Origin of the sequence: Marinomonas sp. IMCC 4694 (assembly GCF_008122525.1) — a bacterium.
Taxonomy (GTDB): Bacteria; Pseudomonadota; Gammaproteobacteria; order Pseudomonadales; family Marinomonadaceae; genus Marinomonas.
The window spans coordinates 995,896-1,021,673 of the sequence record NZ_VSRV01000001.1 but is presented as its reverse complement, the minus strand read 5'-3'; the positions used below and the strand labels follow the sequence as shown (position 1 = coordinate 1,021,673).

Here is a 25,778-nt window from a genome sequence, read left to right as displayed (position 1 = left end):
ATGGCAGCCCCTTTAAAAAATCGCTAAAAAGAAATCAAAATTGACTTCAATAGCTCAATGCCGTCACGTTAGCGTTCGGCGTAAGAATAAACAATTGCTTATCGCTGGCCACCATTCGGCTACCAGGCGGGACATCGTTGTCAGCCATTCGATGTTCAGCCACCTCACCCGTTGTCAGGTCAAGCAGATGAACATACCCACCGCGATCCATCACAGCGACATAATCTCTAAAAAAAGTGGGCGTAATAAGATCTCGATCTGCAAGATCTGTGTTTTCCCATATCTCGGTGCCGTTTTTGGCATTCAAAGCGACAACGTGGCTTTTCATGTCGACCGCCATCAACAACTCACCTTCAACCGCTACTCCTACGGCACTGCCAATACTGCGCTGCCACAAAGGTCGACCACTCTCAATGGAAAGAGCCGCTAAAGTGCCGTTGTAAGCAACGGCATACACCACATTATTTTGTACTACCAGACGACCGTCGACATCACTCAAGCGTTCAATCTCATAGCGACCTTCTGGCTTACCCAGCTCATACGACCACAAGGAGGCACCGTCTTGAAGGGAGTAAGCATTAAGCTTGCCATTGGCAAAACCAGCAATCACCTTACCTTCTGCAATAACGGGAGCGCTTGTACCACGTACTGTTAGGGAAGGCAAATCTTCTTTGGCGCGCCACTGAGTTTCTCCTGTAGTCGCGTCTAAAACACTGAGCCAACCGTCCGAAGTTTGTACTGCTAACTTGCCGGCAGCATAAGACACTTCAGACAAAATTTCAGAACTCAGCGTCTTTTCCCACAGTACCGATTTACTGGCTAGAGAGACGGCTACGAGTTGGGCGTCATAAGTACCAAAATACAAGGTGTCTTCGTGACGAGTCACACCAGAGCTGGCTTCGTAAGTCGTTTCAAAAGAATCACGGCGCTTGCCTTTTTCTTGGCCTAATTCATAGAGCGTGCCCTTGTTTGTTACCAAAAATAAAGCATCGTTTTCTGCAACCAGATTAAAACGCTCACTGGTCTCGCCAAAGCCGCCATCAACTCCGGTTCGCCATGACGTTTTCAGATTTACCTTACTGTCTATAGAGGGAAGACTTGGTAAATCTGGACGAGCATTAGAACAACCTTGCACTAACACTGCACTGAGTAACACGACAAAAAAGAGAGATTTGCTCATAGTTAGCCTTTCACCAAATCCTTCAATTTAATACCTAATAAAGGATGAGTCACACCGGCACCCAAAGCCTCATTGGCTTTTTCATATGCAACGCGAGCACCATCACGATCCCCTTGAGACAATAAAATATCGCCCATCAATTCCTGTTTTTGGGCCAAGAACTCATTTTCAGATACTGCCTCAATACGCGCCATCGCCGCGGTAAAATCTTCTTGCTGGATCAATAAGCGTGCTACTCGTAAGTTAGCAATCGCAACAAAGGAAGCATCTTCTGTTTTTGCAATGACACTGTCTAGCGCGCTAATAGCGTCATTGTAATTGCCCTGCTCAGCGTCTACTCGTGCTAAAAATAGCTGACTAAACATAGCGTAACCCGTATCGCTATAATCTTCAGTAAGCTGATTAGCAATAAAAGTCACCGTTTTTTGATTCTCTTCCTTGCTTAAATCTACGGCCGCTTGAATCAAATTTTGATACAAAGCAGACGCTTCGCTGGTGTAGTTCGCTTGACTGGTTTTCCATGCCTGCCAACCAAAGTAACCGCCACCAGCAACAGCAATGGCAAGAATCAACATGATGCCATTCTTTTTCCACCAGGTTTTAAACGCTTCGATTTGTTCTTCTTCAGTCTTTAATTCAGACACTTTTTTTTCCTCATTTAGGATCCTGCTGGGTCATTCCAAAGCAGCATGCTTTTCTTATATTTTAATTCTGATAGTACAGCTCTGAGAGTACAGTTCTGATACTTACGTCAATCCAGACCTACAATTTGTCGATAATACCCTTGGCAATATCAGCAAGAGGGTAAGCACTCTGCTCACCCGTTGACATATCTTTTATTTGGCAAAGCCCTTGCTGCACTTCATCCTGACCTAAGATTAAGGTAAAACGAGCCGCTGATTTGTCCGCTTTTTTCATTTGATTCTTAAAGTTGCCGCCACCACAATGACGCAATACAACCAAACTTGGGCGCGCTTCTCGCAGTTTTTCCGCCATCACAAATGAAGCAAGTTCGGCCTCGTCTCCCATGCTAATAATGAACACATCGCTGGAAAAGGTGGCTTCTGTGGGAATCAAGTCAAGGGTTTCAAGTAACAGCACCAATCGCTCAATGCCCATGGCAAAACCCACGGCTGGTGTCGCTTTACCGCCTAGCTGTTCGACGAGACCATCGTAACGCCCACCGGCACACACCGTCGCTTGAGATCCCAGGTGCGTTGTCACCCATTCAAAAACGGTTTTTCCGTAATAATCCAAACCACGCACTAAACGTCGATTAATCACAGACGCTATGCCATTGGCGGCCAAGATAGCCTGTAAACGGTCAAAATGCCCTTGAGATTCTTCACCGATAAAGGCCTCTAAGCTCGGCGCATTTTTCAGCACAGTCTGAGTGGCTTCATCTTTGGAATCCAAAATTCGTAATGGGTTCGTACCCAAACGTCGTTGACTGTCTTCATCAAGTTGATCTTTAAATTCCGTTAAATACTCAACTAAGGCCGCTTTGTAGGCTTCACGTTCAGACGCTAATCCTATGGTGTTAAGTTGCAGCTCAACATGGTCTAAAAGACCCAATTTTTGCCACAACCGCGCGGACAAAATAATCAACTCAGCATCGATATCCGCCGATGCCATACCAAACGCTTCGACACCAATTTGATGGAACTGACGATAGCGTCCTTTCTGAGGGCGCTCGTAACGAAACATTGGGCCTGTATACCACAAGCGCTGTGTCTGATTAAACAGCAAACCCGCTTGATCCGCCGCACGCACGCAACTTGCCGTTCCTTCTGGTCGCAGAGTCAAAGACTCACCATTTCGATCTTCGAAGGTATACATTTCTTTTTCCACAATGTCGGTTGTTTCGCCGACACCGCGTTTAAACAAATCCGTGTTTTCCACAATAGGAAAACGAATTTGTTGATATCCATAAGACTTAACGACTTCTGCTACGGTTTTTTCTAAATACAACCAAACGGAAGATTGATCAGGGAGGATATCGTTCATCCCTCTGATCGCTTGAATTTTACGAGCCACAATGGATCCTTAATTTTTCACGATGATATTGGCTAATTCCTGCTCTTTTAGGAGTGCCTTTTTACGAATCATTTTTTCTAAATCATCAACGAGAGTGTCGTTTTTGGTTTTACTGTTGGGTTTGCCATCTTGGTAAATCAGATTATTCGGAGAGCCACCCGCCAAGCCTATGTCTGCTTCTTTAGCTTCACCGGGTCCATTTACCACACACCCAATGACCGCCACATCCATGGGAACAATAATGTCCTCAAGTCGTTCTTCTAGCTCGTTCATGGTTTTAATCACGTCAAAATTTTGACGCGAACAACTTGGGCAAGCAATAAAGTTAATACCTCGGTTACGCAATTTCAAACTGCGCAGCATATCCCAGCCGACTTTGATCTCTTGCACAGGATCCGCAGCAAGCGACACACGCAAGGTATCACCGATGCCGTCCATCAATAACAAACCAAGACCAATAGAAGACTTCACCGTGCCAGAGCGCAAACCGCCCGCTTCGGTAATCCCTAAATGCAGCGGATTATCAATCTGACTGGCGATTTTGCGATACGCTTCTACCGTCATAAAAATATCGGACGCTTTTAAGCTTAGCTTGTACTCATGAAAATCGAGCTCGTCAAAATACTGTATCTGACGAAAAGCGGACTCTACTAAGGCATCTGGCGTTGGCTCACCGTATTTTTTTTGCAGGTCTTTTTCTAGCGATCCTGCGTTAACACCAATACGAATAGGAATATTTTTATCGCGTGCGCAATCTACTACAGCACGAATACGATCTTTATTGCCTATATTACCGGGGTTAATTCGAAGGCAATCCACCCCGTACTCAGCCACTTTTAAGGCAATTTTATAATCGAAATGAATATCGGCAACCAAGGGAATCGACACGGCTTCGCGAATTTTCTTGAACGCTTCTGCGGCGTCCATAGAAGGAATGGATACGCGAACAATGTCTGCACCGGCGTCTGCAATGGCGCGAATCTGCGCAACGGTCGCATCGACATCGCAGGTTTCTGTGTTCGTCATACTTTGTATGCTAATAGGCGCACCGCCACCAACAGGAACATTCCCCACCATAATTTGGCGAGATTGACGACGTTTTATAGGGGATTCAAAATGCATAAGAGTCTCTACTTGAGCTCAAATCGAGCTAAACCTTTACGAATAAAAGAAGAAAAATCAAAACTATCGCCTTTGTATAACAACGACGTTACGCCGTCAGCGTAACCCAACACCACACGATAAGGCGCTTTACCCGTTAACGTTAATTCCTGCCCTGCCGACTTAACGCCAGAGTATAAAATTCGCCCAGTGCTGTCTCTTACCTCGGTCCAGCAATCTGCGCTGAAGGCGACAAGAATATCATCAGAATATACGGAAGGTTTCGGTTGTGGCTCAATTACCGCTTCCGCAGAAGCGTCAGTGGTTGCTCGTATGACATCATTGGGGTTAACGCCCGCCTCTTTAAGAATGGCTTTTGTTTCTGCAGAAAGGCCTGTCACCACGCCATTGTCATTAAGGTCATCCGCCAAAGCTTCTTGAGCTGTTTCGTTGTTTGCCTCAAGGTGACTTGCATCAAGACTTCTTGCATCAACATTATTTTCATCAACGTTTACTACTGAATCAGCCGTTGTTCCTGGTAACGTTGAACTCAATACAGAGGCGCTCTCTGACACAATCGGTGTTTCTGTTTTGGGAGCAGTAACGTTTGTCAATGGTGCGTTATTCGCCTTATTCGCCGAACCCACCTCATTGGTGGAAGACGGCCACCAAAAAACCAGAAAAACCAATACCGCAACGATGACAATAGAAATGAAAATGACGATAGGATCGCCTAAATGAGACTGTCTATTGACCTTATCGACGGGCTTAATCGTGGTTTCTACACCGGCGCGATCAATGTCAAAAGCCGCCAGTATGTCAGCATGATCGAGATTTAATAGGCGGCAATAGCTTTTCAAAAAACCACGCGCAAACGTCGCAGATCGAAAATGGTTGAAATCGTTGGACTCAAGCGCACGAATTTGACCAGTAGGAATTTTTAATTGGCTGGCAATGTCTCTTTCATCAAAGCCTTGCTTAACTCTTTCTGCTCTCAGTTTGTCGCCGATATTAAAAGTAGGTACTGTGTTATTACTTACAGTAGAATCCATTTGTATGTCAGTTGTCATGTTATTACCTTGTGCCATCTAGGCATGTAAAAAGGCTCGCTGCAGAATACGATGTAAGGTCAGTCTCGTGTGCGCTTAAATACCACGACAGACAGTTGTATTCATTGAAATAGACCGACTCTGTGGCCATGTCAGTATTAGCTTGGATAAAATCGACAATTTTGCGAGCTTTGTCAGTATTACCCTGTATTAAAACAAGATTGAGCTCTGTCATCAAACCAATCAGAGGCAAATCCGCAATTTCTTTTGCCTGTTTGAGATAGATTTCAGCTAAGTTTACGTCTTTCTGACGCAGTGCACAGCGTGAGAGATTTATTTGCACAGATTGTCGTTTTGCTAAGCCGAAACGTCTTGCTGTTTCAAACGCCTCACATGCTTCATTCCAGCGTTTCTGCTTTCCTAAAAGAACACCGTAGTTATTCCAAATAAAATCATCATCAGGGTATTTTCGTAATGCCTCTTGATGAACCAGCATTGCCTCACTATCCTGCTCTGCACTCAACCAATACAAACTTAAAAGACGCCAATATGACTGGTCTTGATCAGCAACAGCAAGGTAATCCAGCTGTCTTTTTGCCAGTGCCCACTGCCCCAGAAAAAGATGCGCCTGAGCAACAGACAAGCGTTTCGAAGGATCAACGTAAGCACCCGGCGGCGACACCGTTTGGTAGGCGCAAGAAGCACTCAAGCAGGACAAAAAAACAAAAAACAGCATTTTCAATCGCATATTGACATCCTTGTCATACACATTCTTAACAAGAACGTTTTTAACAAACCTTCTTGTGAAAGAACATTCAAATAGTCAAACCACGTTAGCTTTTGATTTCTCTCAGTTCAATGTATTTCTGGCTGCGACGTGTTTTATCTTGAAAATCTCCTACCAGCTGGCCACAAGCTGCATCGATATCATCACCGCGAGTAGTGCGCACCGTGACGGTATAACCGGCATCCGCTAAGATTTTTTGAAAGCGACGAGTACGATTATTTGATGGCTTCTCATAACCTGAATGAGGGAACGGATTAAAAGGAATCAAATTAATCTTACACTCAAGGACGTTTAACAACTCAGCCAGTTCATGCGCTTGCTCCTCGTTGTCATTTACGCCAGACATTAAGGTGTATTCGATCGTAATATGGCGCTTATCGGGCAGATTTGCCAAATAAAACTGACACGCTTCAAGCAGTTCTGCAATCGGGTATTTTTTATTAATCGGCACCAACTCGTTGCGCAAAGCGTCGTTCGGCGCGTGCAATGACACCGCCAAAGATACGTCAGTACGCTTTACCAATTCATAAATTTTGGGCACCACGCCAGAGGTGCTTAGTGTAACTCGACGCTTAGACAAGCCATAAGCGTGGTCGTGCATCATAAGAATCATGGCATCGACGACAGGCTCAAAGTTCATCAGTGGCTCACCCATCCCCATCATCACGACATTGGTCACACGACGAGGACCATTAGGGTCCATCGGACCAAAGGATTTAATCGCAATCCACACCTGACCAATGATTTCAGCCGGCGTTAGATTACGGTTAAACCCCTGTTTGCCGGTTGAACAAAAACTGCAATCTAAAGAGCAGCCAACCTGCGAAGAGACGCATAACGTTGCGCGGTCTCCATCGGGGATCAACACGGTTTCAACGCAATCGTTTTTGCCGCCCTCGGTTCGAATAATCCACTTACGTGTTCCGTCAGCTGAAATAGTTTGCGACACCACTTCTGGCCCGCGAATCTCACAGATTTGCTCTAACTTAGCGCGCAACGCCTTACTGACGTCGGTCATCTCGTCGAAATTCTCCGCGCCTTTTTGGTGAATCCATTTGATCACCTGAGTCGCACGAAATTTTTTTTCGCCAATAGATTCAAAGAACTCAATCAGTTTTTCTGGGGATAAACCCAATAGGTTTATTTTTTGTAGATCAGTCATAATTCAATATCGCTTGCTGTGGTTAGCATTAAATGTAAACGAAAAAAGCTTCTGAAAAGAAAGGTCTTTTCAGAAGCCTCTGTAAAAAAGCGGGCTCGCGCCCGCTTTTACAATTCAGCTCAGACACAAACGTCCTCGCTGTCAATTACTTACCGAAGAAGTAAGCAATTTCACGTGTTGCTGATTCAACAGAATCAGAGCCGTGAACAGCATTAGCATCGATAGAGGTTGCGTAATCTGCACGCAAAGTACCCGCTGTCGCTTCTTTAGGGTTGGTAGCACCCATAAGTTCACGGTGACGAAGAACAGCGCCCTCACCTTCAAGAACAGAAACCACAACAGGGCCAGACGTCATGAAAGCAACCAAATCTTTGTAGAAAGGACGTTCTTTGTGCTCAGCGTAAAAACCGCCCGCCAATTCGTCGTCTAGTTGAATCATTTTAGCTTCAACGATTTTAAAACCAGCACGCTCGAAACGCGTGTAAATTTCGCCGATTACGTTTTTAGCAACCGCATCGGGTTTGATGATAGATAGAGTGCGTTCTAACGCCATGGTATAACTCCAAATTAAATTTAAAGGGGCGACGCGTTTTACACGGCCCAGGACATAAAAGTTCAGCGCGCGTATTATACGCAGCTATTGACTAAAATTGTATGATCGTAACGATAATATTTGCGTTAACCCGGTAAAAACACGCGCTACTATCTCTAACGGAGCGCTCTCAGCGCCAGAATCGCTTTTTTGATGGTAGTGGCCACGAAATCCACCTCGTCCTTGGTGGTGAAGCGCCCAACGGACAGACGCAATGAACTGTGCGCTAATTCGTCGGCTAGACCAATGGCCCGTAAAACATAGGAAGGCTCTAAACTCGCTGACGTGCAAGCAGAACCAGAAGACACAGCGATATCGGCCAGTGACATCAATAGGACTTCTCCGTCCACATCAGCAAAGCCCACGTTGATCACGCCGGCAACGCGCTGCTCAGCGTCGCCATTAAGGTACACGCCTGGCAATTCACTCAAGGATGCCCACAAACGCTCACGCAAGGCTTTGATACGAGCACAATCTTGCTCCATCTCCTCCCCTGCCAAACGGAACGCTTCGCCCATCCCAACAATTTGATGCGTCGCCAACGTACCAGAACGCATGCCGCGCTCATGGCCACCGCCATGAATTTGCGCGTCCAATGTCACTTTCGGCGAGCGACGGACAAACAACGCACCAATGCCTTTTGGCCCATAGGTTTTATGGGCGGTTAAAGACATCAAGTCAACGTTCATTGCGTTGACATCAATTGCCATTTTTCCGGTAGTTTGTGCCGCATCAACATGGAAGAAAACATCATGCGCTCGGGTAAGGGCTCCAATCGCTGCAATGTCTGTCAGCACACCTAACTCATTATTGCCATGCATCAAAGACACCAGAATAGTGTCTTCACGAAGCGCAGCCTGCACTTGGCTTAGAGAAATAACGCCATGACCATCTGGTTGCAAATAGGTTACTTCAAAACCGTCTTTTTCAAGCTGTTTGCAAGGGTCTAACACGGCTTTATGTTCGATCATTGAAGTAATAATATGCCGCCCTTTCTGACGATACGCACGAGCCACCCCTTTTAACGCCAAGTTGTTAGCTTCTGTTGCCCCCGATGTCCACACAATCTCACGAGAATCGGCCTTTATCAAACTTGCCACCTGCAACCTAGCCTCTTCCACGGCCTCTTCGGCGCGCCAACCAAACAGATGAGAACGCGACGCTGGATTGCCAAAGTTACCGTCTTGAGTCAGACAAGCCATCATTTTCTCAGCCACTCTAGGGTCGACTGGTGTCGTCGCAGAATTATCAAGATAAACCGGAGTGTTCATGTAATGCGCTCCAAAATAGGGTAAAGATGAGCTATAACAAGGATCGATTAACTCATTAATTCACTCATTCACTAATGGCTTCATTCACTAATTAAGCCGCAGCTTGGGCAATAGTTTTGATACGACCAACAATAGAACGTAAGCCGTTGCCACGGGTCGGGCTTAAATGCCTTTCAAGGTCCAGTTCCTCAAAATACGCCGTGATATCAAAATCTAAAATCTCTTGCGGCGTTTTTTGGTTAAGCGCAGCCAGCACCAACCCCAATAGACCGCGAACAATAATCGCGTCGCTGTCGACGGCAAACACCAACACTTCACCCTTTATGGTGTCTTGTTCACTGCCTAGCTGTATCCACACACTACTCTGACAACCCTTTACCAAACGCTCCTGCGTTCGCCATGCGTCATCAAAGTCAGGTAAGGATTTTCCAAGATCAATGATGTATTTGTATTTGTCTTCCCAATCGTCAAAAAACAACAAATCATCCACAATGTCTTCGGTACTCGGTAAAGCCATAACCACTCTCTTTTTTGCAAGCCTATAAAAAAACGGCACTCAACAAGGCGTTAAGGCCGTTTCATATTGTATGCGATGTCAACGAACGACCGAAGCAATCAAAACACAGCCTCTAAAAAAATAGGCCAGCTTCGAGTTGCGCTTCTTCACTCATCATCTCACGAGACCAAGGCGGATCGAACACCAAATCCACCACGACGGATGCCACATTTGGCACTTTCGCCACTCGATATTTCACATCACCAACCAACACCGGCCCCATGCCACAACCTGGCGCTGTCAACGTCATATCGATAGACGCCACTTTCGTCGCTTGATCTACCGATACCTTATAAACCAAGCCGAGCGACACCAAACTGATCGGGATTTCCGGATCATAAATACTGTCCAGCGCTTGCCATACTTGGTCTTTATCAATGTCACCTGTGCCATGATCTTCAAAATCCAGCACTTCAGGTTCTTGACCAATCGCTTCGGCGTCAGTGCCATCGATGCGCAGCATGTTGCCTTGCCAGGTCACGGTATAATTACCACCCAGACTTTGATTTATCGTTATAAACTGCCCTTCAGGAATACTCGTCGGCTCGCCGCTCGGTACTCGTCGTGCGGGACAGGCACGATTCGTCACTACCATTTTTTGCATGACGTTAACTCACACTAAAGCTTTCGCCACAGCCACATTCGGCTACAACGTTAGGGTTTTTAAATTTCACGACTTCATTGACACCCTCGCGCACCAAATCAATTTCAGTGCCTTTTAGTATCACAACAGACTGTGAGTCTACCGCCAAATTCACCTCGCCAAATGCCAACACGGTATCTTCTGCTGAGGCCATATCGACAATATCCAGCACGTAAGCAAAACCGGTACAACCGCTTTCTTTGGTGCTGAGTCGGATGAGTTTACCGGGCTGTTTCACCAATTTTGAAGCAAAATATTTCTGCGCAGAAGCGGTTAACGACACGCTAGAAACAGGGTCAAAAGTTGCAACTGTCATTTCACTCTCCTAAGCCAACATGGTTCGCACTTTTTTCAGTGCAACAAACAAGGCATCAACTTCTTCTAAGGTATTATAAACGGCAAACGACGCTCGCGCCGTACCCGGAACATTAAATCGTGCCATGAGTGGTTGAGCACAATGGTCACCCGTACGCACCGCAATGCCTTGGCGGTCTAGCAAAAAACCCACATCGGCTGGATGTCCATGATCAAGCACAAAACTTAGTACGCCAATTTTATCTTTCGCCGTACCAATGATAGTCAAACCATCAAACTCGGTCGCTAACGCCGTGGCGTGGGCCAATAACGCTTTTTCATGGGCAATCACGGCATCGTGATCTAAAGCACTGAACCAACGAATGGCTTCACCCAAAGCAATCACACCACCCACATTCGGCGTACCTGCCTCAAAACGATAAGGCAATACATTCCACGTAGCGTCTTGCAAAGTAACCGTCGAAATCATTTCTCCACCGACACGCCAGACAGGCCAATTTTCAAGCACAGATTCACGCCCCCAAAGAACACCAACGCCCATTGGACCGTAAAGCTTGTGACCAGAGAAAACATAAAAATCACAGCCAATATCTTGCACATCAGCCCAACCATGTGCCGCGCCTTGTGCCCCATCCACCAACACCAAAGCACCACATTGTTTCGCTTTGGCGGTCATGTCTTTCACTGGATTAATCGTACCTAAGGCATTTGAAACGTGAGGAAAAGCCACAAACTTGGTTTTATCACTCAACAACGCCTCGTAGGCATCCTGATCCAATTCGCCATCGTCGGTTACTGGCACCGTTTTTAGGATCGCACCAGACGCTTTACACGCCTGCTGCCAAGTCACTAAATTAGCGTGATGATCCATGCCCGTCGTTATCACTTCATCACCTGGCGACAACATAGAACGCAGGCCATTCGCTACGATATTAATGCCTTCCGTACTGCCGGTGGTCCAAATCACTTCTTCACGCTTCGGCGCATTGATAAAGGTTTTAACTATGTCACGGGCATCTTCAAAACGACGCGTGGCCTCATCTGCCAAACGGTGTGCGCCACGATGAACATTTGAGTTACAGGTTGAGTAATAATCAACCAGCGCATCAATAACACATTGCGGTTTTTGTGTCGTGGCAGCATTGTCAAAATAAATCAGTGGTTTGCCGTCAATTTCACGTTTTAAAATAGGAAATTGCTCACGGATAGCGGCTACATCAAACGTCATTCGATTCTCGCTTTAGTTTACTTCCATTTGCAAAAAGCGCTCACGAATCATGGGGCGAACCCATTCCGCTAACGCCGCATTGGGCATTAAATCAATCAGCTCGTTGATAAAACCAAAATTAAGCATCACCTGTGCCTTGGAACGACTCACACCGCGCGTTTGCAGGTAATACAAAGCTTGCTTATCAATTTGAGCAACGGTGGCACCATGAGCACATTTCACATCGTCAGCGTATATTTCCAGCTCTGGCTTGGTATTAATCTCAGCCTTATCGGACAACAGTAAATTGCGATTATTTAATTCCGCTAAGGTCTTTTGTGCGTCACGGTGAATATGAATACGACCGTTAAACACCGCACGAGCACGATCAGCCACAATACCGCGAACGTTCTCTTCTGTGGTGCCATTTGGGCTCGCGTGCTCCACCGTTGCATGCAAATCAAACAGCTCTTTGCCATCCAGCAAATACATGGCGTTCAATTTCGCATCAGCGTATTCACCGGCGTGAATAATGTCGGTGTCTAAACGAGACAAATCACTACCAAACCCGACGAGGGTGCTGTGCATTTTAGCGTGATCAAAAAGGTTAAAATGACTGCCGCCAATCGATACATTCGAGCCAATTTGCAATGCAAATCGATAATGCTCTAATTGCGCGGTTGATCCGACCTGATATTCCACAAACGCGGTTGTTAAACTGTCGCCTTGGGAAGCGCTGTCTTCAATCACGGTTAATCGAGAACCCGCCGCCAAACTCACTAACACTCGAGTATGGGACTCAACGCCCTGATTCGACAAGGAGCTGATGCGGATCGGCTGATCGATATGAACACCTTCTGCAACCGACACGACCAATACGTCTTGTGCCAATGCATCATTCACCAAACCAAATAGATGACGCTCGGGCTTTACTGCCGCAAAAACACGGAGCGCATCGGCTTGATCACTTGTGGCTAAATCTCGCCCCAATGACACTGACAAACCCGCAGGCAACTCACTCGACAATTGAGTACTGTCGAATTGACCGTTTACAAACACCAATTCAATCGCCGATAAATCCGTGATCTGCGTTGGCGTTAAAACCGCTGTGTTAATCGCGCTGTTTGCGATTGTTTTCGCTGTCGAACGCTCTACTGAGCGCAGCGGCGTATAGCGCCACGCTTCTGTTTTGCGCGTTGGCCATGGGGTCTTCGCTAAAACATCAAGAGCGTGGGCACGCTTTGGCGCGAGCCAATCATCCATCCCCTGCGCTCGAGTAATGGCGCTTTCTAACCATTCACTCATGCATTACCCCTCAAGTTCGTCTTCATTTGGCTCTTTTTGCAGCCAAGCATACCCTTGCGCTTCTAACTCAAGTGCAAGAGAAGCATCGCCACTTTTCACGATTTTACCGTCAGACAATACATGCACGAAATCAGGCTTAATGTAATCCAACAGACGCTGATAATGGGTCACCACAATAAAGCTCCGATCCGCAGAGCGCTGGCTATTTACGCCTTCCGCTACTACTTGCAAGGCGTCGATATCCAAACCTGAATCGGTTTCATCCAGAATGCACAACTTAGGCTTCAGCAATAACATCTGCATCAACTCGTTGCGTTTTTTCTCACCACCAGAGAAACCTTCATTCACACCGCGCTTTAAAAAGGCAATGGGCAGATTCACTTGCTTGCACGCGGCTTTGGCTTCTTTTAAAAACTCCGCCGACGTAATGGCTTCTTCGCCACGTGCTTCGCGCTGGGCATCAACAGAGGCTTTTAGGAACTCTAAATTGCTAACCCCTGGAATTTCAACTGGGTACTGGAACGCCAAGAACAAACCAGCACGTGCGCGGTCTTCCGTTTCCATTTCAAGCAGATCTTCACCGTTTAACGTGACCGAACCACTTTCTACGCTGTAACCGTCACGGCCAGACAACACATAACCCAGGGTGCTTTTACCGGCACCATTTGGCCCCATAATGGCATGCACTTCGCCTGGCTTAATATCCAGATTTAATCCTTTAATGATCTGTTTTTCTTCTACGCTGGCGTGCAACTCTTTTATCGTCAACAAACTTTTGGTGTTCGACATCGTTAATAATTCCTTAACCTACAGAGCCTTCAAGGCTTATTTCTAGTAACTTGCCTGCTTCAACGGCAAATTCCATGGGTAATTCTTTGAACACTTCTTTACAGAAGCCATTCACAATCATAGAGACCGCTTTTTCAGGATCAAGACCGCGCTGACGGCACAAAAACATTTGCTCGTCACTGACTTTTGATGTCGTGGCTTCGTGCTCAATAATCGCAGAAGGGTTACGACTTTCCACGTAAGGGAAAGTATGTGCGCCACTTTGATCACCGATCAATAAAGAGTCACATTGAGTAAAATTACGCGCGCCTTGCGCACCTGGGTTCATTCGCACTAAACCGCGATAGCTGTTGTTGCTTCGTCCGGCTGAAATACCTTTTGAAATAATCGTCGACTTGGTGTTTTTACCAATGTGAATCATCTTAGTCCCCGTGTCCGCCTGCTGACGGCCACGGGTCAGAGCTACAGAATAAAACTCGCCTACGCTGTTGTCGCCTTTCAAAATACAGCTTGGGTATTTCCAAGTCACAGAAGAGCCAGTTTCCACTTGTGTCCACGATATTTTGGCACTGGTGTGACAGATACCACGTTTGGTCACAAAGTTATAAATACCGCCTTTGCCATTTTCATCACCCGGATACCAGTTTTGCACGGTTGAATATTTGATCTCGGCGTTGTCCATCGCAACCAATTCCACTACTGCGGCGTGCAATTGATTTTCATCACGCTGGGGCGCCGTGCAGCCTTCTAAGTAGCTCACATGGCTGCCTTCGTCGGCGATAATCAAGGTGCGCTCGAATTGACCGGTATTTTGCTCATTGATACGAAAGTAAGTCGACAATTCCATTGGGCAACGAGTGCCTTTAGGAATATAAACGAACGAGCCATCGGTGAAAACGGCGCAGTTTAATGCAGCATAGTAGTTGTCTTTTTTCGGTACAACACTGCCGATGTATTTTTTGACCAAATCTGGAAACCGATGAAGTGCCTCAGAAATGGGGCAAAAAATCACACCGGCTTCTTCCAGCTTTTCACGGAAAGTGGTGACAACCGACACAGAATCAAACACAGCATCGACGGCAATACCCGCCAACATTTGCTGCTCGATAAGAGGGATGCCTAATTTTTCATAAGTACGCAATAGTTCAGGATCGACTTCATCCAACGACTTAGGTTTGTCTTTCATGCTTTTCGGCGCGGAATAATAAGAAATCGCTTGGAAGTCAATTTTAGGGTAATCCACTAACGCCCATTCAGGCTCTTCCATTTCTAACCAATCACGAAATGCACTCAAACGCCACTCAAGCATCCACTCAGGCTCGCCTTTCATTGCTGAAATACGTCGAATAACACCTTCGTTTAAGCCAGGCTCAAAGGTCTCTGATTCTACATCAGACACAAAGCCCGCTTCGTATTCCCGTGCCAGCGCCTTATCTATCTGCTCAGTCATATAAAAACCCACTTAATATAGGAGTCGATGCACTGCGAATCAGCACAACAAACTCACGTAATTTTTTCTTTAATTAATCAACCATAGCCGCGCTAATTTTGTCATTTTTAAGGCTACGCTGCCGGCTTTCAAGTTCTTGTCTATCTGCGACTTTACGAACATCATTACGGCGTACAAGCTGTTCTAGACTGATTTGATTTAAAAAATCGTGTATTTGATCGCTTAAATCACACCATAAATGATGGGTTAGACAGGTGTGACCGCTTTGGCAATCACTTCGGCCTTTGCACCCTGTTGCATCTACCGACTCGTTTACCGCATCGACGATTTGCGCAACAAAAATATCATCATGTCGACGGCTGAGACGATAGCCGCCTCCCGGCCCCCTAACGCTGCTCACTAAAGACTTTTTACGTAACTTAGAAAACAACTGCTCTAAGTAGGATAATGATATCCCTTGTCGATTCGAAATATCTGATAAAGAAACCGGACCTTGATCAGAGTGTAACGCCAGATCAAGCATCGCGGTTACCGCATAACGACCTTTTGTTGTTAGGCGCATAAGCTATCCAGTTAGGTTATTCTGAAAAACAAATAGTACACAAAACCTACTGTTTTGATCAAGTATTTAACCCACTAATTTAGTAGGTTATTTTGTTACCTATCATTACAAGACCACATTTTACGTGCACTGGAAAAAAAACTAAACTATTGAACGAGTTTAAAGCGTAACTCGAAGAAGAAGACGTGTTATCCATTGTATTGGTTACTAACAAGTAACACTCACCAGTTAAAAAGGGTTTGCTATGCCAACAAAATCTGCGCCAGAAAAAAAAATTGAAGAAGAAATTCCCAAAAAGAAAAACAGCCTAAAATTGCCGATCGCTTTTTTTGTGTGCTTTTTAATCAGTGTTGGAGCGTCTTCTGGCATTGCTTACTTTTTTCTTTTACCTGATCTCGACAATTCCAATCTGGCCAAAAAACTTACAGAGCAAACCACGTTAACCGCCACCATGGAAACCTCGTTGCTAGCACAAAACGATAAAATAAGCGCGATAGAAGAGCAGAACAATACCCTAAAACTCTATCTTAGACACAGCAGTGCCACCGCAATAAAAAACATTCTGATAGATCAAGAACGTAACATTCAAGCCTACTTAAAGGTAATGAAGTCATCTATGGAGGATTTATCCGACATCGTACCTAGAGCCACTGATTGGAATAATGAGTATCAATATCAGTTGGATTTGGCGCTAAAAGGCAGTATGCAACGTGAAGACCTTCTCACTATTTTAAAAACTGGCGAACCTAACGACAAAGCCTCGCCCTAGTTTCAGCGAGACTTTGACATCACAATAGTAAAGGCAAAGTAAATTTTAACAAACCGATCAAACAGAAATCAAATAGACAGCGCCAAAAGAGTGCCCTGTTTAATTGCTCGCTTAGCATCAAGCTCAGACGCCACATCCGCGCCACCAATATAATGAACTGAGCTGTTTAGGCTTTCACCGAGAGCTCTGTTGGGTAATTGTCCAGCACAAATCACCACCGTATCGACCGCTAAACAGCGCGCCTCGTCAGCGACTAAAAGATGCAATCCCTGATCGTCGATTTTTTGATAATTGCACTCAGACAACATAGTAACACCTTTTTTTTGCAATTCAGTTCGGTGAATCCAGCCGGTGGTTTTGCCAAGTGTCGCACCGACCTTTTTCTTTTTACGTTGCAGCAAAAATACATCGCGTTCCGCAGGTGCAAACTGTGGCGCCATGGCCTCTACACCACCGCGAGAAGCAAAACTCATGTCTACCCCCCACTGTGTCATAAACTCATCAATTGATGGGTCTTGATGGGACGACGAGTGGATTAAAAATTCAGACACGTCAAAACCAATCCCTCCTGCACCAATCACAGCAACTCGTTTACCTACTGAATGGCCTTTCATCACATCAAGATAACTCAGCACTTTTGGATGATCTATTCCGTCAATATCCAAGGGTCTTGGCAAAATGCCCGTCGCCACCACCACCTCGTCAAACGCCAAGTCAGCCAGCAGATCTGCATCAACTCGAGTGTTTAATCGCAGGTTGACGCCCGTCACTTCGATTTGACGCGCAAAATACCGCAAGGTTTCGTAAAACTCACCTTTTCCGGGAATACGTTTGGCAATGTTAAATTGCCCGCCTATTTCAGTCGCCGCATCAAACAAGGTCACATCATGACCACGTTTCGCTGCGTTGATCGAAAACGCCAATCCGGCAGGGCCCGCACCAATGACACCGATGCGTTTTGGCGTATGTGTTGGCGTAATAATAATCTCAGTTTCATGACAGGCTCTGGGATTCACTAAACAAGAGGTCATTTTGTGGTCAAAAACATGATCCAAACAGGCCTGATTACAAGCAATGCAGGTGTTAATTTCATCAGCGCGATTTTGCTCCGCTTTCAGCACAAACTCTGGATCAGCGAGAAACGGCCGCGCCATAGAAATAAGATCGGCATCGCCACGCGCCAAGACCGCTTCGGCCACGTCGGGCATATTAATTCGATTCGAGGTGATCAGCGGTACGCTTAACGACTGCCGTAATTTAGCGGTAACCCAAGTAAATGCGGCCCTTGGCACCTTAGTCGCAATCGTTGGAACACGCGCCTCATGCCAACCAATGCCGGTATTAATCAGCGTCGCTCCGGCTTTTTCGATTCCTAAGCCCAGCTCAATCACTTCATCCAAACTGCTGCCTTGCTCAACCAAATCCAGCATGGATAAACGATAAATAATGATAAACCGCTCGCCCACTGCATCGCGAATACGTCGCACGATCTCTAAAGGCAAACGAATACGATTGACGTAGATCCCCCCCCAATCGTCATCGCGCTGATTGGTTCGCGTCGCGATAAATTGGTTGATCAGATAACCTTCGGAACCCATCACTTCTACGCCGTCATAACCCGCTTGCTGCGCCAAAACGGCCGCACGTACAAAGTCGTCAATTTGCTGCTGAATGCCCTCTTCACTCAATTCACGAGGAGGAAAAGGATTGATTGGCGCCTTTAAAGCTGACGGCGCCACTAATTTTGGGTTATAAGCGTAGCGTCCGGTATGGAGAATTTGCATACAGATTTTCCCGTCTTCAGCGTGCACAGCATCGGTGACGATACGGTGATTTTCAACATCTTGCTGACTCACCATTAAAGCTGCTCCGGCGTATACCCCCCCCTCGGCATTAGGGCCAATGCCGCCAGTCACAATTAGACTCACTCCGCCCTTGGCGCGCTCAGCATAAAATACCGCCATCCGCTCAAAGCCACCTTTCGCTTCCTCTAAACCAAGGTGCATAGACCCCATAATCACGCGGTTTTTTAATTGTGTAAAGCCAAGGTCGAGCGGTTGAAAAAGATGTGGATATATAGACTGATTCATAATGGATCTCACTGTATTTTTATTTTTTTAGGCAATGCTGACGGTCAATAACTTTATGTTGACAGTGTCAAGATAGATTTCAATTTTGACATTGTCAAGATTAACCGCTCTAATCTCGCTTATGACAACATTAAAAAAGCACTATCATCATGGTGATCTCACCACGTCTTTACTCAATGCGGCCGCGCTTATTATTAAAGAGCAGGGTGTTGAGAGCCTTAGCATGCGCAAGCTAGCCGACACTGTGGGCGTGTCAAGAACGGCGCCTTATCATCATTTTAAGGACAAAAACGCTCTTTTATGCGCCCTTGCCGAAGCAGGCTTTTATGAACAAGAACAACGCCTATTGTCGCTGTTGAAAAATTCTCAATGGAGTACACAAACCGCAAGAAACGCATTTAATGAGTATGTGTCGAGTTATTTGGAATACGCTTTAGAGCACAGTGAAACCTACGATTTAATGTACGGCAGAACCTTGTGGAAAGCGGGAGAGCCAAGTGAATCCCTAAAATCAGCGTCGAAACACACCTTTAAAACATGGCTAGAATGGGTAGAAGAATTACAAAAAGATGGCGTACTTCCCAGCGATAATACGCCACTAAGAATCGGTCAAACGACTTGGGCAAGCCTCCATGGTTTGGCTCGCTTATTCATTGATGGTATTTACTTGGATCCGTCAGATTTACATCAAATGCGCGAGCAAATGATCAAAAACCTGTGCGTGGGTGATTAACCTGCACCTAGATTGGCTCGCGTATTGGTCAATGACTGACCTTTACGCAAACGTCTAATGTCTTGGTGGCTCAAATACAACAACGGCAAGATCACAAACAAAGACCCCACAAATACCGCCCAATCTGGAGTTTCACCGAACCACCACCAACCCAATAAAAAGGCAAAAATCAAACCCGAATACTCCGCACTGGTGACCTGACTCGATGCCACGTAACGGTAACCGACCAAGCAAGCTAGGCTGTACGAGATTGAACACACCGATGACAGCGCAGCAAAAATAAGAATATCTGGGGTAAATACGGCCCCTTCCCACCACGCCAACGCACCGGCCGATGGCAATGCAAACAATTGGGTGATGCACAAGCCATACATCATGCTCTGCTCTTGGGGTATTTTTTTAATCAACAAACTGTTTGCCGCCAACACCACGGCAAACAAAATCGCGCTGATCATGCCAAAGGTGATCTCAGTGGGCCGTAAAATAATCAGAATACCAATGAAGCCGAGTAACGCCGCTGCGATCACATGAATGCTCAAGCGTTCTTTGTAGAAAAAAGCTCCCAGCAACATGATGAAAATAGGCGCTGTGTAAAATACTGCATTGGCGGTAGCGAGCGGCAAAGCAGCCAACGAAATCGTCAAAAGCACACCAGCTAGTACCCATAAATTACCACGCAAGAAATGCAGTTTAACGCCCATCAGCGCCGTTGATTTTTCCATTCGTTGATACTTAAACAAAGCAATTGGAAGCAAGATCATGCACATAAAAACGGCGCGAAAAAACGTCAACTGAAATACGGCAACGTCGGGACCAGCCATTTTAATAAACACATCACACAAGGTGGCAAAAAAGCTGCCCAAGACCAACACTACAATAGCGCTGCTAACGGTACGACCTGACATCACATTTCTCCTGCCTATTACTTAATTTTGCGTGCAGTCTAGCCCCTTCTTTTTATTAGATAAAATGATATATTTAGATTTAGTATTAGTTATTTGGATAATGAAAATGCTCCCTCCTCTGAAAACGTTACCCATCTTTGAAGCCGTTGCTCGCTTAAACAGTTTTTCCCTCGCAGCCCTTGAGCTGAACGTGACTCAAAGCGCAATTTCGCACCAGATACGCCTGTTAGAAAATCATCTTGGTGAAAGCTTGTTTCATCGCCAAGGGCGGCGTTTGGAACTAACCAAGGAAGGGAAATATTATTTGGACTCCATTAGCCATTCCTTGTCACAAATTGAAGACGCTACGAACAGAATGAAAGGTCAGCAAAAAACTCAAATACGCTTGGCGGTGTACAGCTCTTTTGCCGTGTATTGGTTAATTCCAAGATTGCCTGACTTAAAGCATTTGTATCCACACTTGGAGCTGTGCATTGAAATGAGTCACAGCACGCCAGAATTATCAGATCGTACCGCGGATTTTTTTATTACTGTCGACAAGGAAAAGCGCGGTTTTCAATTCAAACCTTTTTACGCTGAAGAGTTGTTCGCTGTATGCAGTGTGTCGTTTTACGAGACTATTAAAAATAAACTAGGTGTCACCACAGACTATGAATTATCGGAGATATTAAGAGCATCACCGGATTTACTGGCTCAGTTTCCTTTGATCACTTCGTATAGTATTTATGATCGCCATATTGAAGATTGGAAACGCTGGTTTGACAACATGAACCTGCCTTTGCCAGAGCACATTCAATTTCACCGTTTCAGTCACCTTATGCTCGCTTATGAAGCCGCAAAACACTCTCTTGGGATCGCATTAGTCAACGACTATATGATGAACGAAAAGAACAACGAAACGCCGCTTATTAAGCTGCCTTGTCGTGCCTACAAAACAAAAGAAAAATTCTACCTCGCCTACAAAGAAGGCCGTAAAAATGAAGATGCTATTAAAAATCTAGAGCACTGGCTGACTAAAAAAGCGATACTTTTACCCAAAGGATGATGTAGAAAAATCACACTAAAAACTCCCTACATTGAGCAATAAAATGAAAAAATCCTACCCTGTAACACCGCCGAAACAATAATTTTACAATTTAAACTTGTAACTGATCTTTTTTTGACCTAAATTACACACAGACAGAGAGCAAACGGATTTGCTTTAGCCTTCAGGACGGAGGCTCTGTCGCTTCTCAGGATGACCCCGTTGCTGCATGGACGCAGCGGAAAAATTTTTATTTAGCCTTCCCAACTCGCTCACCAGACGTCATAACGCTTTATTCTTACCATAGTTGGCTGTCATTCTATTTTTTGCCTTAGTTTTGTTTGATTAAGCCGCCTTTAGCTGCTCTTCTTTTGCCATCTTTACATGACCTATTTCAAGTCTATCTGGATTCAGACAGCCTGCTCTGCCTGCGACAGCGTCGGCTTCAAGGCATGAGACAGGCGCAGAGCAAGACGCTGTGCACATGCATTACCCTTTGTATTCTGAGTTTTGAGTTTTGAGTTTTGAGTGGTCAGCATCAAGCCGTCATGACTAAATCGCAGGCATAAAAAAACCCACACAGCGCTGGCTGTATGGGGCTTCTTTGTGTTTAAAGCTTGGGATGATCTGTCTCTCACATGCTTATCTGCATAAAAAAACCCCACACAGCATTGGCTGTATGGGGCTTCTTAGTGTTTAAAGCTTGACGACGACCTACTCTCACATGGGATCTCCCACACTACCATCGGCGATGGCGCTTTTCACTTCTGAGTTCGGGATGGGATCAGGTGGTTCAACGCCTCTATGATCGTCAAGCAATTCTGTTTGCGTTTTCACGCGAATAGGATGCTTGATCTTCAACAATTCTTGTTTTGAAATAACGTAATCAAGGTTAAACCGATGTTCATCATGGTTGATGCTCTATCGTAATTCTATGTGTCTCATTCTGATGATTTGAGTTTTTTCTCTCTTCTCATCTAAAAACCACTTTGGTGTTATATGGTCAAGCCTCACGAGCAATTAGTATTGGTTAGCTCAATGCCTCACAGCACTTACACACCCAACCTATCAACGTCCTAGTCTCGAACGGCTCTTTAGGGGACTTATGTCCCAGTGAGATCTTATCTTAAGGGAGGCTTCCCGCTTAGATGCTTTCAGCGGTTATCCCGTCCGAACATAGCTACCCGGCAATGCCACTGGCGTGACAACCGGAACACCAGAGGTTCGTCCACTCCGGTCCTCTCGTACTAGGAGCAGCTCCTCTCAAATCTCAAACGTCCACGGCAGATAGGGACCGAACTGTCTCACGACGTTCTAAACCCAGCTCGCGTACCACTTTAAATGGCGAACAGCCATACCCTTGGGACCGGCTTCAGCCCCAGGATGTGATGAGCCGACATCGAGGTGCCAAACACCGCCGTCGATGTGAACTCTTGGGCGGTATCAGCCTGTTATCCCCGGAGTACCTTTTATCCGTTGAGCGATGGCCCTTCCATACAGAACCACCGGATCACTAAGACCTACTTTCGTACCTGCTCGACGTGTCTGTCTCGCAGTTAAGCGTGCTTTTGCCTTTACACTCTATGCATGATTTCCGACCATGCTGAGCACACCTTCGTGCTCCTCCGTTACTCTTTGGGAGGAGACCGCCCCAGTCAAACTACCCACCACACAGTGTCCTCGATCCCGATAAGGGACCTGAGTTAGAACCTCAAACATACCAGGGTGGTATTTCAAGAGTGGCTCCACGGTAACTGGCGTCACCGCTTCAAAGCCTCCCACCTATCCTACACAAGTAGGTTCAAAGTTCACTGTGAAGCTATAGTAAAGGTTCACGGGGTCTTTCCGTCTAGCCGCGGATACACAGCATCTTCACTGCGATTTCAATTTCACTGAGTCTCGGGTGGAGACAGTGTGGCCATCGTTACGCCATTCGTGCAGGTCGGAACTTACCCGACAAGGAATTTCGCTACCTTAGGACCGTTATAGTTACGGCCGCCGTTTACTTGGGCTTCGATCAAGAGCTTCGCTTGCGCTAACCCCATCAATTAACCTTCAAGCACCGGGCAGGCGTCACACCCTATACGTCCACTTTCGTGTTTGCAGAGTGCTGTGTTTTTAATAAACAGTCGCAGCCACCTGGTATCTTCGACCGATCAATGCTTACGGAGCAAGTCCTTCACACTAACCGGCGTACCTTCTCCCGAAGTTACGGTACCATTTTGCCTAGTTCCTTCACCCGAGTTCTCTCAAGCGCCTTGGTATTCTCTACCTGACCACCTGTGTCGGTTTGGGGTACGGTTCCTGCATATCTGAAGCTTAGAAGTTTTTCCTGGAAGCATGGCATCAACCACTTCACCCAAAAGAGGGCTCGTCGTCAGTTCTCGGTCTTCCCACTAAAGGGGGGTGCCCGGATTTGCCTAAGCACCCAACCTACCGCCTTAAACACAGACAACCATCGCTGTGCTGGCCTAGCCTTCTCCGTCTCTCCATCGCAATATGCACGAGTACAGGAATATTAACCTGTTTCCCATCGACTACGCATTTCTGCCTCGCCTTAGGGGCCGACTCACCCTGCCCTGATTAACATGGGACAGGAAACCTTGGTCTTCCGGCGGGGGAGTTTTTCACTCCCCTTATCGTTACTCATGTCAACATTCGCACTTCTGATACCTCCAGCCTGCCTTACAGCTTGACCTTCAACGGCTTACAGAACGCTCCTCTACCATGCCCATTACTGTAAACAGCAATTAAGCATCCGTAGCTTCGGTGTACAGTTTTAGCCCCGTTATATCTTCCGCGCAGGCCGACTCGACTAGTGAGCTATTACGCTTTCTTTAAAGGATGGCTGCTTCTAAGCCAACCTCCTAGCTGTCTAAGCCTTCCCACATCGTTTCCCACTTAACTGTAACTTTGGGACCTTAGCTGACGGTCTGGGTTGTTTCCCTTTCCACAACGGACGTTAGCACCCGCTGTGTGTCTCCCGTAATTGCACTCATTGGTATTCGGAGTTTGCATGGGGTTGGTAAGTCGGGATGACCCCCTAGCCCAAACAGTGCTCTACCCCCAATGGTGAGATACGAGGCGCTACCTAAATAGCTTTCGAGGAGAACCAGCTATCTCCGAGCTTGATTAGCCTTTCACTCCTATCCACAAGTCATCCCCAGCCTTTTCAACGGATGTGGGTTCGGTCCTCCAGTTAGTGTTACCCAACCTTCAACCTGCTCATGGATAGATCGCCCGGTTTCGGGTCTATTCCCAGCAACTAAACGCCCTATTAAGACTCGGTTTCCCTACGGCTCCACTACATGCTTAACCTTGCTACTGAAAATAAGTCGTTGACCCATTATACAAAAGGTACGCAGTCACGGAACAAGTCCGCTCCCACTGCTTGTACGTACACGGTTTCAGGATCTATTTCACTCCCCTCACAGGGGTTCTTTTCGCCTTTCCCTCACGGTACTGGTTCACTATCGGTCAGTCAGGAGTATTTAGCCTTGGAGGATGGTCCCCCCATATTCAGACAGGATAACACGTGTCCCGTCCTACTCGTTTTCATGATTAAGGTGTTTTCGTATACGGGGCTATCACCCTCTACGGCGACTCTTTCCAGAGCCTTCTACTAACACCAAAACCACTTAAGGGCTAATCCCCTTTCGCTCGCCGCTACTTAGGGAATCTCGGTTGATTTCTTTTCCTCCGGGTACTTAGATGTTTCAGTTCCCCGGGTTCGCCTCCACACAGCTATGTATTCACTGTGGGATACTCTACAAGTAGAGTGGGTTTCCCCATTCGGACATCTTGGGATCACAGTCTGTTTATCGACTCCCCCAAGCTTTTCGCAGATTACCACGTCCTTCATCGCCTCTGACTGCCAAGGCATCCACCGTGCACGCTTGGTCACTTGACCATATAACCCAAAATAGTTTTCATAAAATCAAACAAGGTTTGTTCTTATGTATTTTAGAATCACATACCAAAGGGCTTTTGTACCCCTCTGGATTTACGATAATAGAAGTCACTAGGTTAAAGTGAGCTTCCACCGGTTTAACGCTTGATTTATCGTTATTTCAAAATTCGAATTGTTAAAGAGCAAGTTTAGTGCAAAGCACTAAGTCAGAGACTAAAAATCACCCAACACCGAAGGCGTAAGATGACGTAGTGTCTTGCTTAGGACTCTATCCTAATCTTTAAATAGATATCATACAGGCTGATGAATAAGACCATTCATCAAGAGTATCATCAGATAAT

General features: G+C 46.1%; 23 protein-coding genes and 2 rRNA genes. 3 read left to right on the top strand and 22 right to left on the bottom strand.

The genetic code is table 11. The annotated features are described in order from the left end of the window. Positions 1–46 precede the first annotated feature (46 nt). The 17 genes from bamB to iscR all read right to left on the bottom strand — a co-directional run bounded on the left by bamB (position 47) and on the right by iscR (position 16,006). Positions 47–1,180 carry an outer membrane protein assembly factor BamB gene (gene bamB / locus FXV75_RS04695; protein WP_148831418.1) on the bottom strand — a complete coding sequence of 378 codons (1,134 nt, stop codon included), beginning with the start codon at positions 1,178–1,180 and terminating at the stop codon, positions 47–49. 2 nt (positions 1,181–1,182) lie between these two features. After that, positions 1,183–1,824 carry a YfgM family protein gene (locus FXV75_RS04690; protein WP_148831417.1) on the bottom strand — a complete coding sequence of 214 codons (642 nt, stop codon included), beginning with the start codon at positions 1,822–1,824 and terminating at the stop codon, positions 1,183–1,185. A 118-nt stretch (positions 1,825–1,942) separates the two neighbouring features. Continuing rightward, entirely contained in the window at positions 1,943–3,217 is a 1,275-nt protein-coding gene (gene hisS / locus FXV75_RS04685; protein WP_148831416.1) for a histidine--tRNA ligase, read from the bottom strand. 9 nt (positions 3,218–3,226) lie between these two features. Beyond that, on the bottom strand, positions 3,227–4,339 hold the full coding sequence (gene ispG / locus FXV75_RS04680) for a flavodoxin-dependent (E)-4-hydroxy-3-methylbut-2-enyl-diphosphate synthase (RefSeq protein WP_148831415.1): 1,113 nt from the start codon (positions 4,337–4,339) through the stop codon (positions 3,227–3,229). Between the two features lie 8 nt (positions 4,340–4,347). After that, positions 4,348–5,388, bottom strand: coding sequence for a RodZ domain-containing protein (locus tag FXV75_RS04675; protein ID WP_262368463.1), 1,041 nt, complete (start codon positions 5,386–5,388; stop codon positions 4,348–4,350). Between the two features lie 4 nt (positions 5,389–5,392). After that, positions 5,393–6,115 (bottom strand): tetratricopeptide repeat protein, encoded by a 723-nt coding sequence (locus tag FXV75_RS04670; RefSeq protein WP_148831413.1) that lies wholly within the window; start codon positions 6,113–6,115, stop codon positions 5,393–5,395. An 85-nt stretch (positions 6,116–6,200) separates the two neighbouring features. Then, positions 6,201–7,316: a 23S rRNA (adenine(2503)-C(2))-methyltransferase RlmN gene (gene rlmN, locus FXV75_RS04665; RefSeq protein ID WP_148831412.1), complete on the bottom strand. Its 1,116-nt coding sequence runs from the start codon at positions 7,314–7,316 to the stop codon at positions 6,201–6,203. A 145-nt stretch (positions 7,317–7,461) separates the two neighbouring features. After that, on the bottom strand, positions 7,462–7,869 hold the full coding sequence (ndk, locus tag FXV75_RS04660) for a nucleoside-diphosphate kinase (protein WP_024022239.1): 408 nt from the start codon (positions 7,867–7,869) through the stop codon (positions 7,462–7,464). A gap of 155 nt (positions 7,870–8,024) precedes the next feature. Beyond that, on the bottom strand, positions 8,025–9,179 hold the full coding sequence (locus FXV75_RS04655) for an IscS subfamily cysteine desulfurase (RefSeq protein ID WP_148831411.1): 1,155 nt from the start codon (positions 9,177–9,179) through the stop codon (positions 8,025–8,027). Between the two features lie 91 nt (positions 9,180–9,270). After that, positions 9,271–9,696 (bottom strand): SufE family protein, encoded by a 426-nt coding sequence (locus FXV75_RS04650; protein ID WP_148831410.1) that lies wholly within the window; start codon positions 9,694–9,696, stop codon positions 9,271–9,273. Between the two features lie 112 nt (positions 9,697–9,808). Beyond that, complete coding sequence (gene sufT, locus FXV75_RS04645) at positions 9,809–10,339, bottom strand: putative Fe-S cluster assembly protein SufT (RefSeq protein WP_148831409.1); 531 nt, start codon at positions 10,337–10,339, stop codon at positions 9,809–9,811. Positions 10,340–10,343: 4 nt separating this feature from the next. Continuing rightward, a complete protein-coding gene (locus tag FXV75_RS04640) occupies positions 10,344–10,694 on the bottom strand; it encodes a HesB/IscA family protein (RefSeq protein WP_148831408.1) in 351 nt (116 codons plus the stop codon). Positions 10,695–10,703: 9 nt separating this feature from the next. After that, positions 10,704–11,921 carry an aminotransferase class V-fold PLP-dependent enzyme gene (locus FXV75_RS04635; RefSeq protein WP_148831407.1) on the bottom strand — a complete coding sequence of 406 codons (1,218 nt, stop codon included), beginning with the start codon at positions 11,919–11,921 and terminating at the stop codon, positions 10,704–10,706. Between the two features lie 12 nt (positions 11,922–11,933). Beyond that, entirely contained in the window at positions 11,934–13,205 is a 1,272-nt protein-coding gene (gene sufD / locus FXV75_RS04630; protein WP_148831406.1) for a Fe-S cluster assembly protein SufD, read from the bottom strand. A 3-nt stretch (positions 13,206–13,208) separates the two neighbouring features. Further along, positions 13,209–13,994: a Fe-S cluster assembly ATPase SufC gene (sufC, locus tag FXV75_RS04625; RefSeq protein WP_148831405.1), complete on the bottom strand. Its 786-nt coding sequence runs from the start codon at positions 13,992–13,994 to the stop codon at positions 13,209–13,211. Positions 13,995–14,007: 13 nt separating this feature from the next. Beyond that, complete coding sequence (gene sufB, locus FXV75_RS04620) at positions 14,008–15,444, bottom strand: Fe-S cluster assembly protein SufB (protein WP_148831404.1); 1,437 nt, start codon at positions 15,442–15,444, stop codon at positions 14,008–14,010. Between the two features lie 73 nt (positions 15,445–15,517). Beyond that, positions 15,518–16,006: a Fe-S cluster assembly transcriptional regulator IscR gene (gene iscR / locus FXV75_RS04615; RefSeq protein WP_148831403.1), complete on the bottom strand. Its 489-nt coding sequence runs from the start codon at positions 16,004–16,006 to the stop codon at positions 15,518–15,520. Between the two features lie 244 nt (positions 16,007–16,250). Between iscR and FXV75_RS04610 the strand changes: the two genes are divergently transcribed. Then, positions 16,251–16,775: a hypothetical protein gene (locus tag FXV75_RS04610; protein ID WP_148831402.1), complete on the top strand. Its 525-nt coding sequence runs from the start codon at positions 16,251–16,253 to the stop codon at positions 16,773–16,775. Between the two features lie 68 nt (positions 16,776–16,843). Here the strand turns inward: FXV75_RS04610 and FXV75_RS04605 are convergent, their stop codons facing one another. Beyond that, positions 16,844–18,865: an NADPH-dependent 2,4-dienoyl-CoA reductase gene (locus tag FXV75_RS04605; RefSeq protein ID WP_148831401.1), complete on the bottom strand. Its 2,022-nt coding sequence runs from the start codon at positions 18,863–18,865 to the stop codon at positions 16,844–16,846. Between the two features lie 121 nt (positions 18,866–18,986). Here FXV75_RS04605 and FXV75_RS04600 point away from each other — a divergent pair, with 121 nt between their 5' ends. Next, positions 18,987–19,598, top strand: a complete 612-nt coding sequence (locus tag FXV75_RS04600) for a TetR/AcrR family transcriptional regulator (protein ID WP_148831400.1) — start codon at positions 18,987–18,989, stop codon at positions 19,596–19,598. Here the strand turns inward: FXV75_RS04600 and FXV75_RS04595 are convergent. Continuing rightward, positions 19,595–20,503 carry a DMT family transporter gene (locus FXV75_RS04595; protein WP_148831399.1) on the bottom strand — a complete coding sequence of 303 codons (909 nt, stop codon included), beginning with the start codon at positions 20,501–20,503 and terminating at the stop codon, positions 19,595–19,597. The two genes, FXV75_RS04600 and FXV75_RS04595, sit on opposite strands and share 4 nt — an antisense overlap. A 106-nt stretch (positions 20,504–20,609) precedes the next feature. Between FXV75_RS04595 and FXV75_RS04590 the strand changes: the two genes are divergently transcribed. Beyond that, positions 20,610–21,548 (top strand): LysR family transcriptional regulator, encoded by a 939-nt coding sequence (locus tag FXV75_RS04590; RefSeq protein ID WP_148831398.1) that lies wholly within the window; start codon positions 20,610–20,612, stop codon positions 21,546–21,548. A 324-nt stretch (positions 21,549–21,872) separates the two neighbouring features. On the opposite strand, the gene FXV75_RS16330 is transcribed toward FXV75_RS04590, so the two are convergent. The 3 genes from FXV75_RS16330 to FXV75_RS04580 form a co-directional block, all read right to left on the bottom strand. Further along, complete coding sequence (locus FXV75_RS16330) at positions 21,873–22,013, bottom strand: hypothetical protein (protein ID WP_187424845.1); 141 nt, start codon at positions 22,011–22,013, stop codon at positions 21,873–21,875. Positions 22,014–22,228: 215 nt separating this feature from the next. Beyond that, positions 22,229–22,343 (bottom strand): 5S ribosomal RNA (gene rrf, locus FXV75_RS04585). 183 nt (positions 22,344–22,526) lie between these two features. Then, positions 22,527–25,437, bottom strand: a 23S ribosomal RNA gene (locus FXV75_RS04580). Positions 25,438–25,778 lie beyond the last annotated feature (341 nt).

Excerpts from the sequence above, each read along its gene's own strand:
- FXV75_RS04650 (WP_148831410.1), bottom strand. The coding sequence starts at position 9,696 with ATGGCTTTACCGAGTACCGAAGACATTGTGGATGATTTGTTGTTTTTT.
- FXV75_RS04675 (WP_262368463.1), bottom strand. The coding sequence starts at position 5,388 with ATGACAACTGACATACAAATGGATTCTACTGTAAGTAATAACACAGTA.
- FXV75_RS16330 (WP_187424845.1), bottom strand. The coding sequence starts at position 22,013 with ATGTGCACAGCGTCTTGCTCTGCGCCTGTCTCATGCCTTGAAGCCGAC.
- FXV75_RS04590 (WP_148831398.1), top strand. The coding sequence starts at position 20,610 with ATGCTCCCTCCTCTGAAAACGTTACCCATCTTTGAAGCCGTTGCTCGC.
- sufT (WP_148831409.1), bottom strand. The coding sequence starts at position 10,339 with ATGCAAAAAATGGTAGTGACGAATCGTGCCTGTCCCGCACGACGAGTA.
- iscR (WP_148831403.1), bottom strand. The coding sequence starts at position 16,006 with ATGCGCCTAACAACAAAAGGTCGTTATGCGGTAACCGCGATGCTTGAT.
- FXV75_RS04600 (WP_148831400.1), top strand. The coding sequence starts at position 18,987 with ATGACAACATTAAAAAAGCACTATCATCATGGTGATCTCACCACGTCT.
- FXV75_RS04670 (WP_148831413.1), bottom strand. The coding sequence starts at position 6,115 with ATGCGATTGAAAATGCTGTTTTTTGTTTTTTTGTCCTGCTTGAGTGCT.
- ndk (WP_024022239.1), bottom strand. The coding sequence starts at position 7,869 with ATGGCGTTAGAACGCACTCTATCTATCATCAAACCCGATGCGGTTGCT.
- ispG (WP_148831415.1), bottom strand. The coding sequence starts at position 4,339 with ATGCATTTTGAATCCCCTATAAAACGTCGTCAATCTCGCCAAATTATG.
- FXV75_RS04605 (WP_148831401.1), bottom strand. The coding sequence starts at position 18,865 with ATGAATCAGTCTATATATCCACATCTTTTTCAACCGCTCGACCTTGGC.
- sufD (WP_148831406.1), bottom strand. The coding sequence starts at position 13,205 with ATGAGTGAATGGTTAGAAAGCGCCATTACTCGAGCGCAGGGGATGGAT.
- FXV75_RS04610 (WP_148831402.1), top strand. The coding sequence starts at position 16,251 with ATGCCAACAAAATCTGCGCCAGAAAAAAAAATTGAAGAAGAAATTCCC.
- sufC (WP_148831405.1), bottom strand. The coding sequence starts at position 13,994 with ATGTCGAACACCAAAAGTTTGTTGACGATAAAAGAGTTGCACGCCAGC.
- bamB (WP_148831418.1), bottom strand. The coding sequence starts at position 1,180 with ATGAGCAAATCTCTCTTTTTTGTCGTGTTACTCAGTGCAGTGTTAGTG.
- FXV75_RS04595 (WP_148831399.1), bottom strand. The coding sequence starts at position 20,503 with ATGTCAGGTCGTACCGTTAGCAGCGCTATTGTAGTGTTGGTCTTGGGC.
- FXV75_RS04635 (WP_148831407.1), bottom strand. The coding sequence starts at position 11,921 with ATGACGTTTGATGTAGCCGCTATCCGTGAGCAATTTCCTATTTTAAAA.
- FXV75_RS04655 (WP_148831411.1), bottom strand. The coding sequence starts at position 9,179 with ATGAACACTCCGGTTTATCTTGATAATTCTGCGACGACACCAGTCGAC.
- sufB (WP_148831404.1), bottom strand. The coding sequence starts at position 15,444 with ATGACTGAGCAGATAGATAAGGCGCTGGCACGGGAATACGAAGCGGGC.
- FXV75_RS04640 (WP_148831408.1), bottom strand. The coding sequence starts at position 10,694 with ATGACAGTTGCAACTTTTGACCCTGTTTCTAGCGTGTCGTTAACCGCT.
- rlmN (WP_148831412.1), bottom strand. The coding sequence starts at position 7,316 with ATGACTGATCTACAAAAAATAAACCTATTGGGTTTATCCCCAGAAAAA.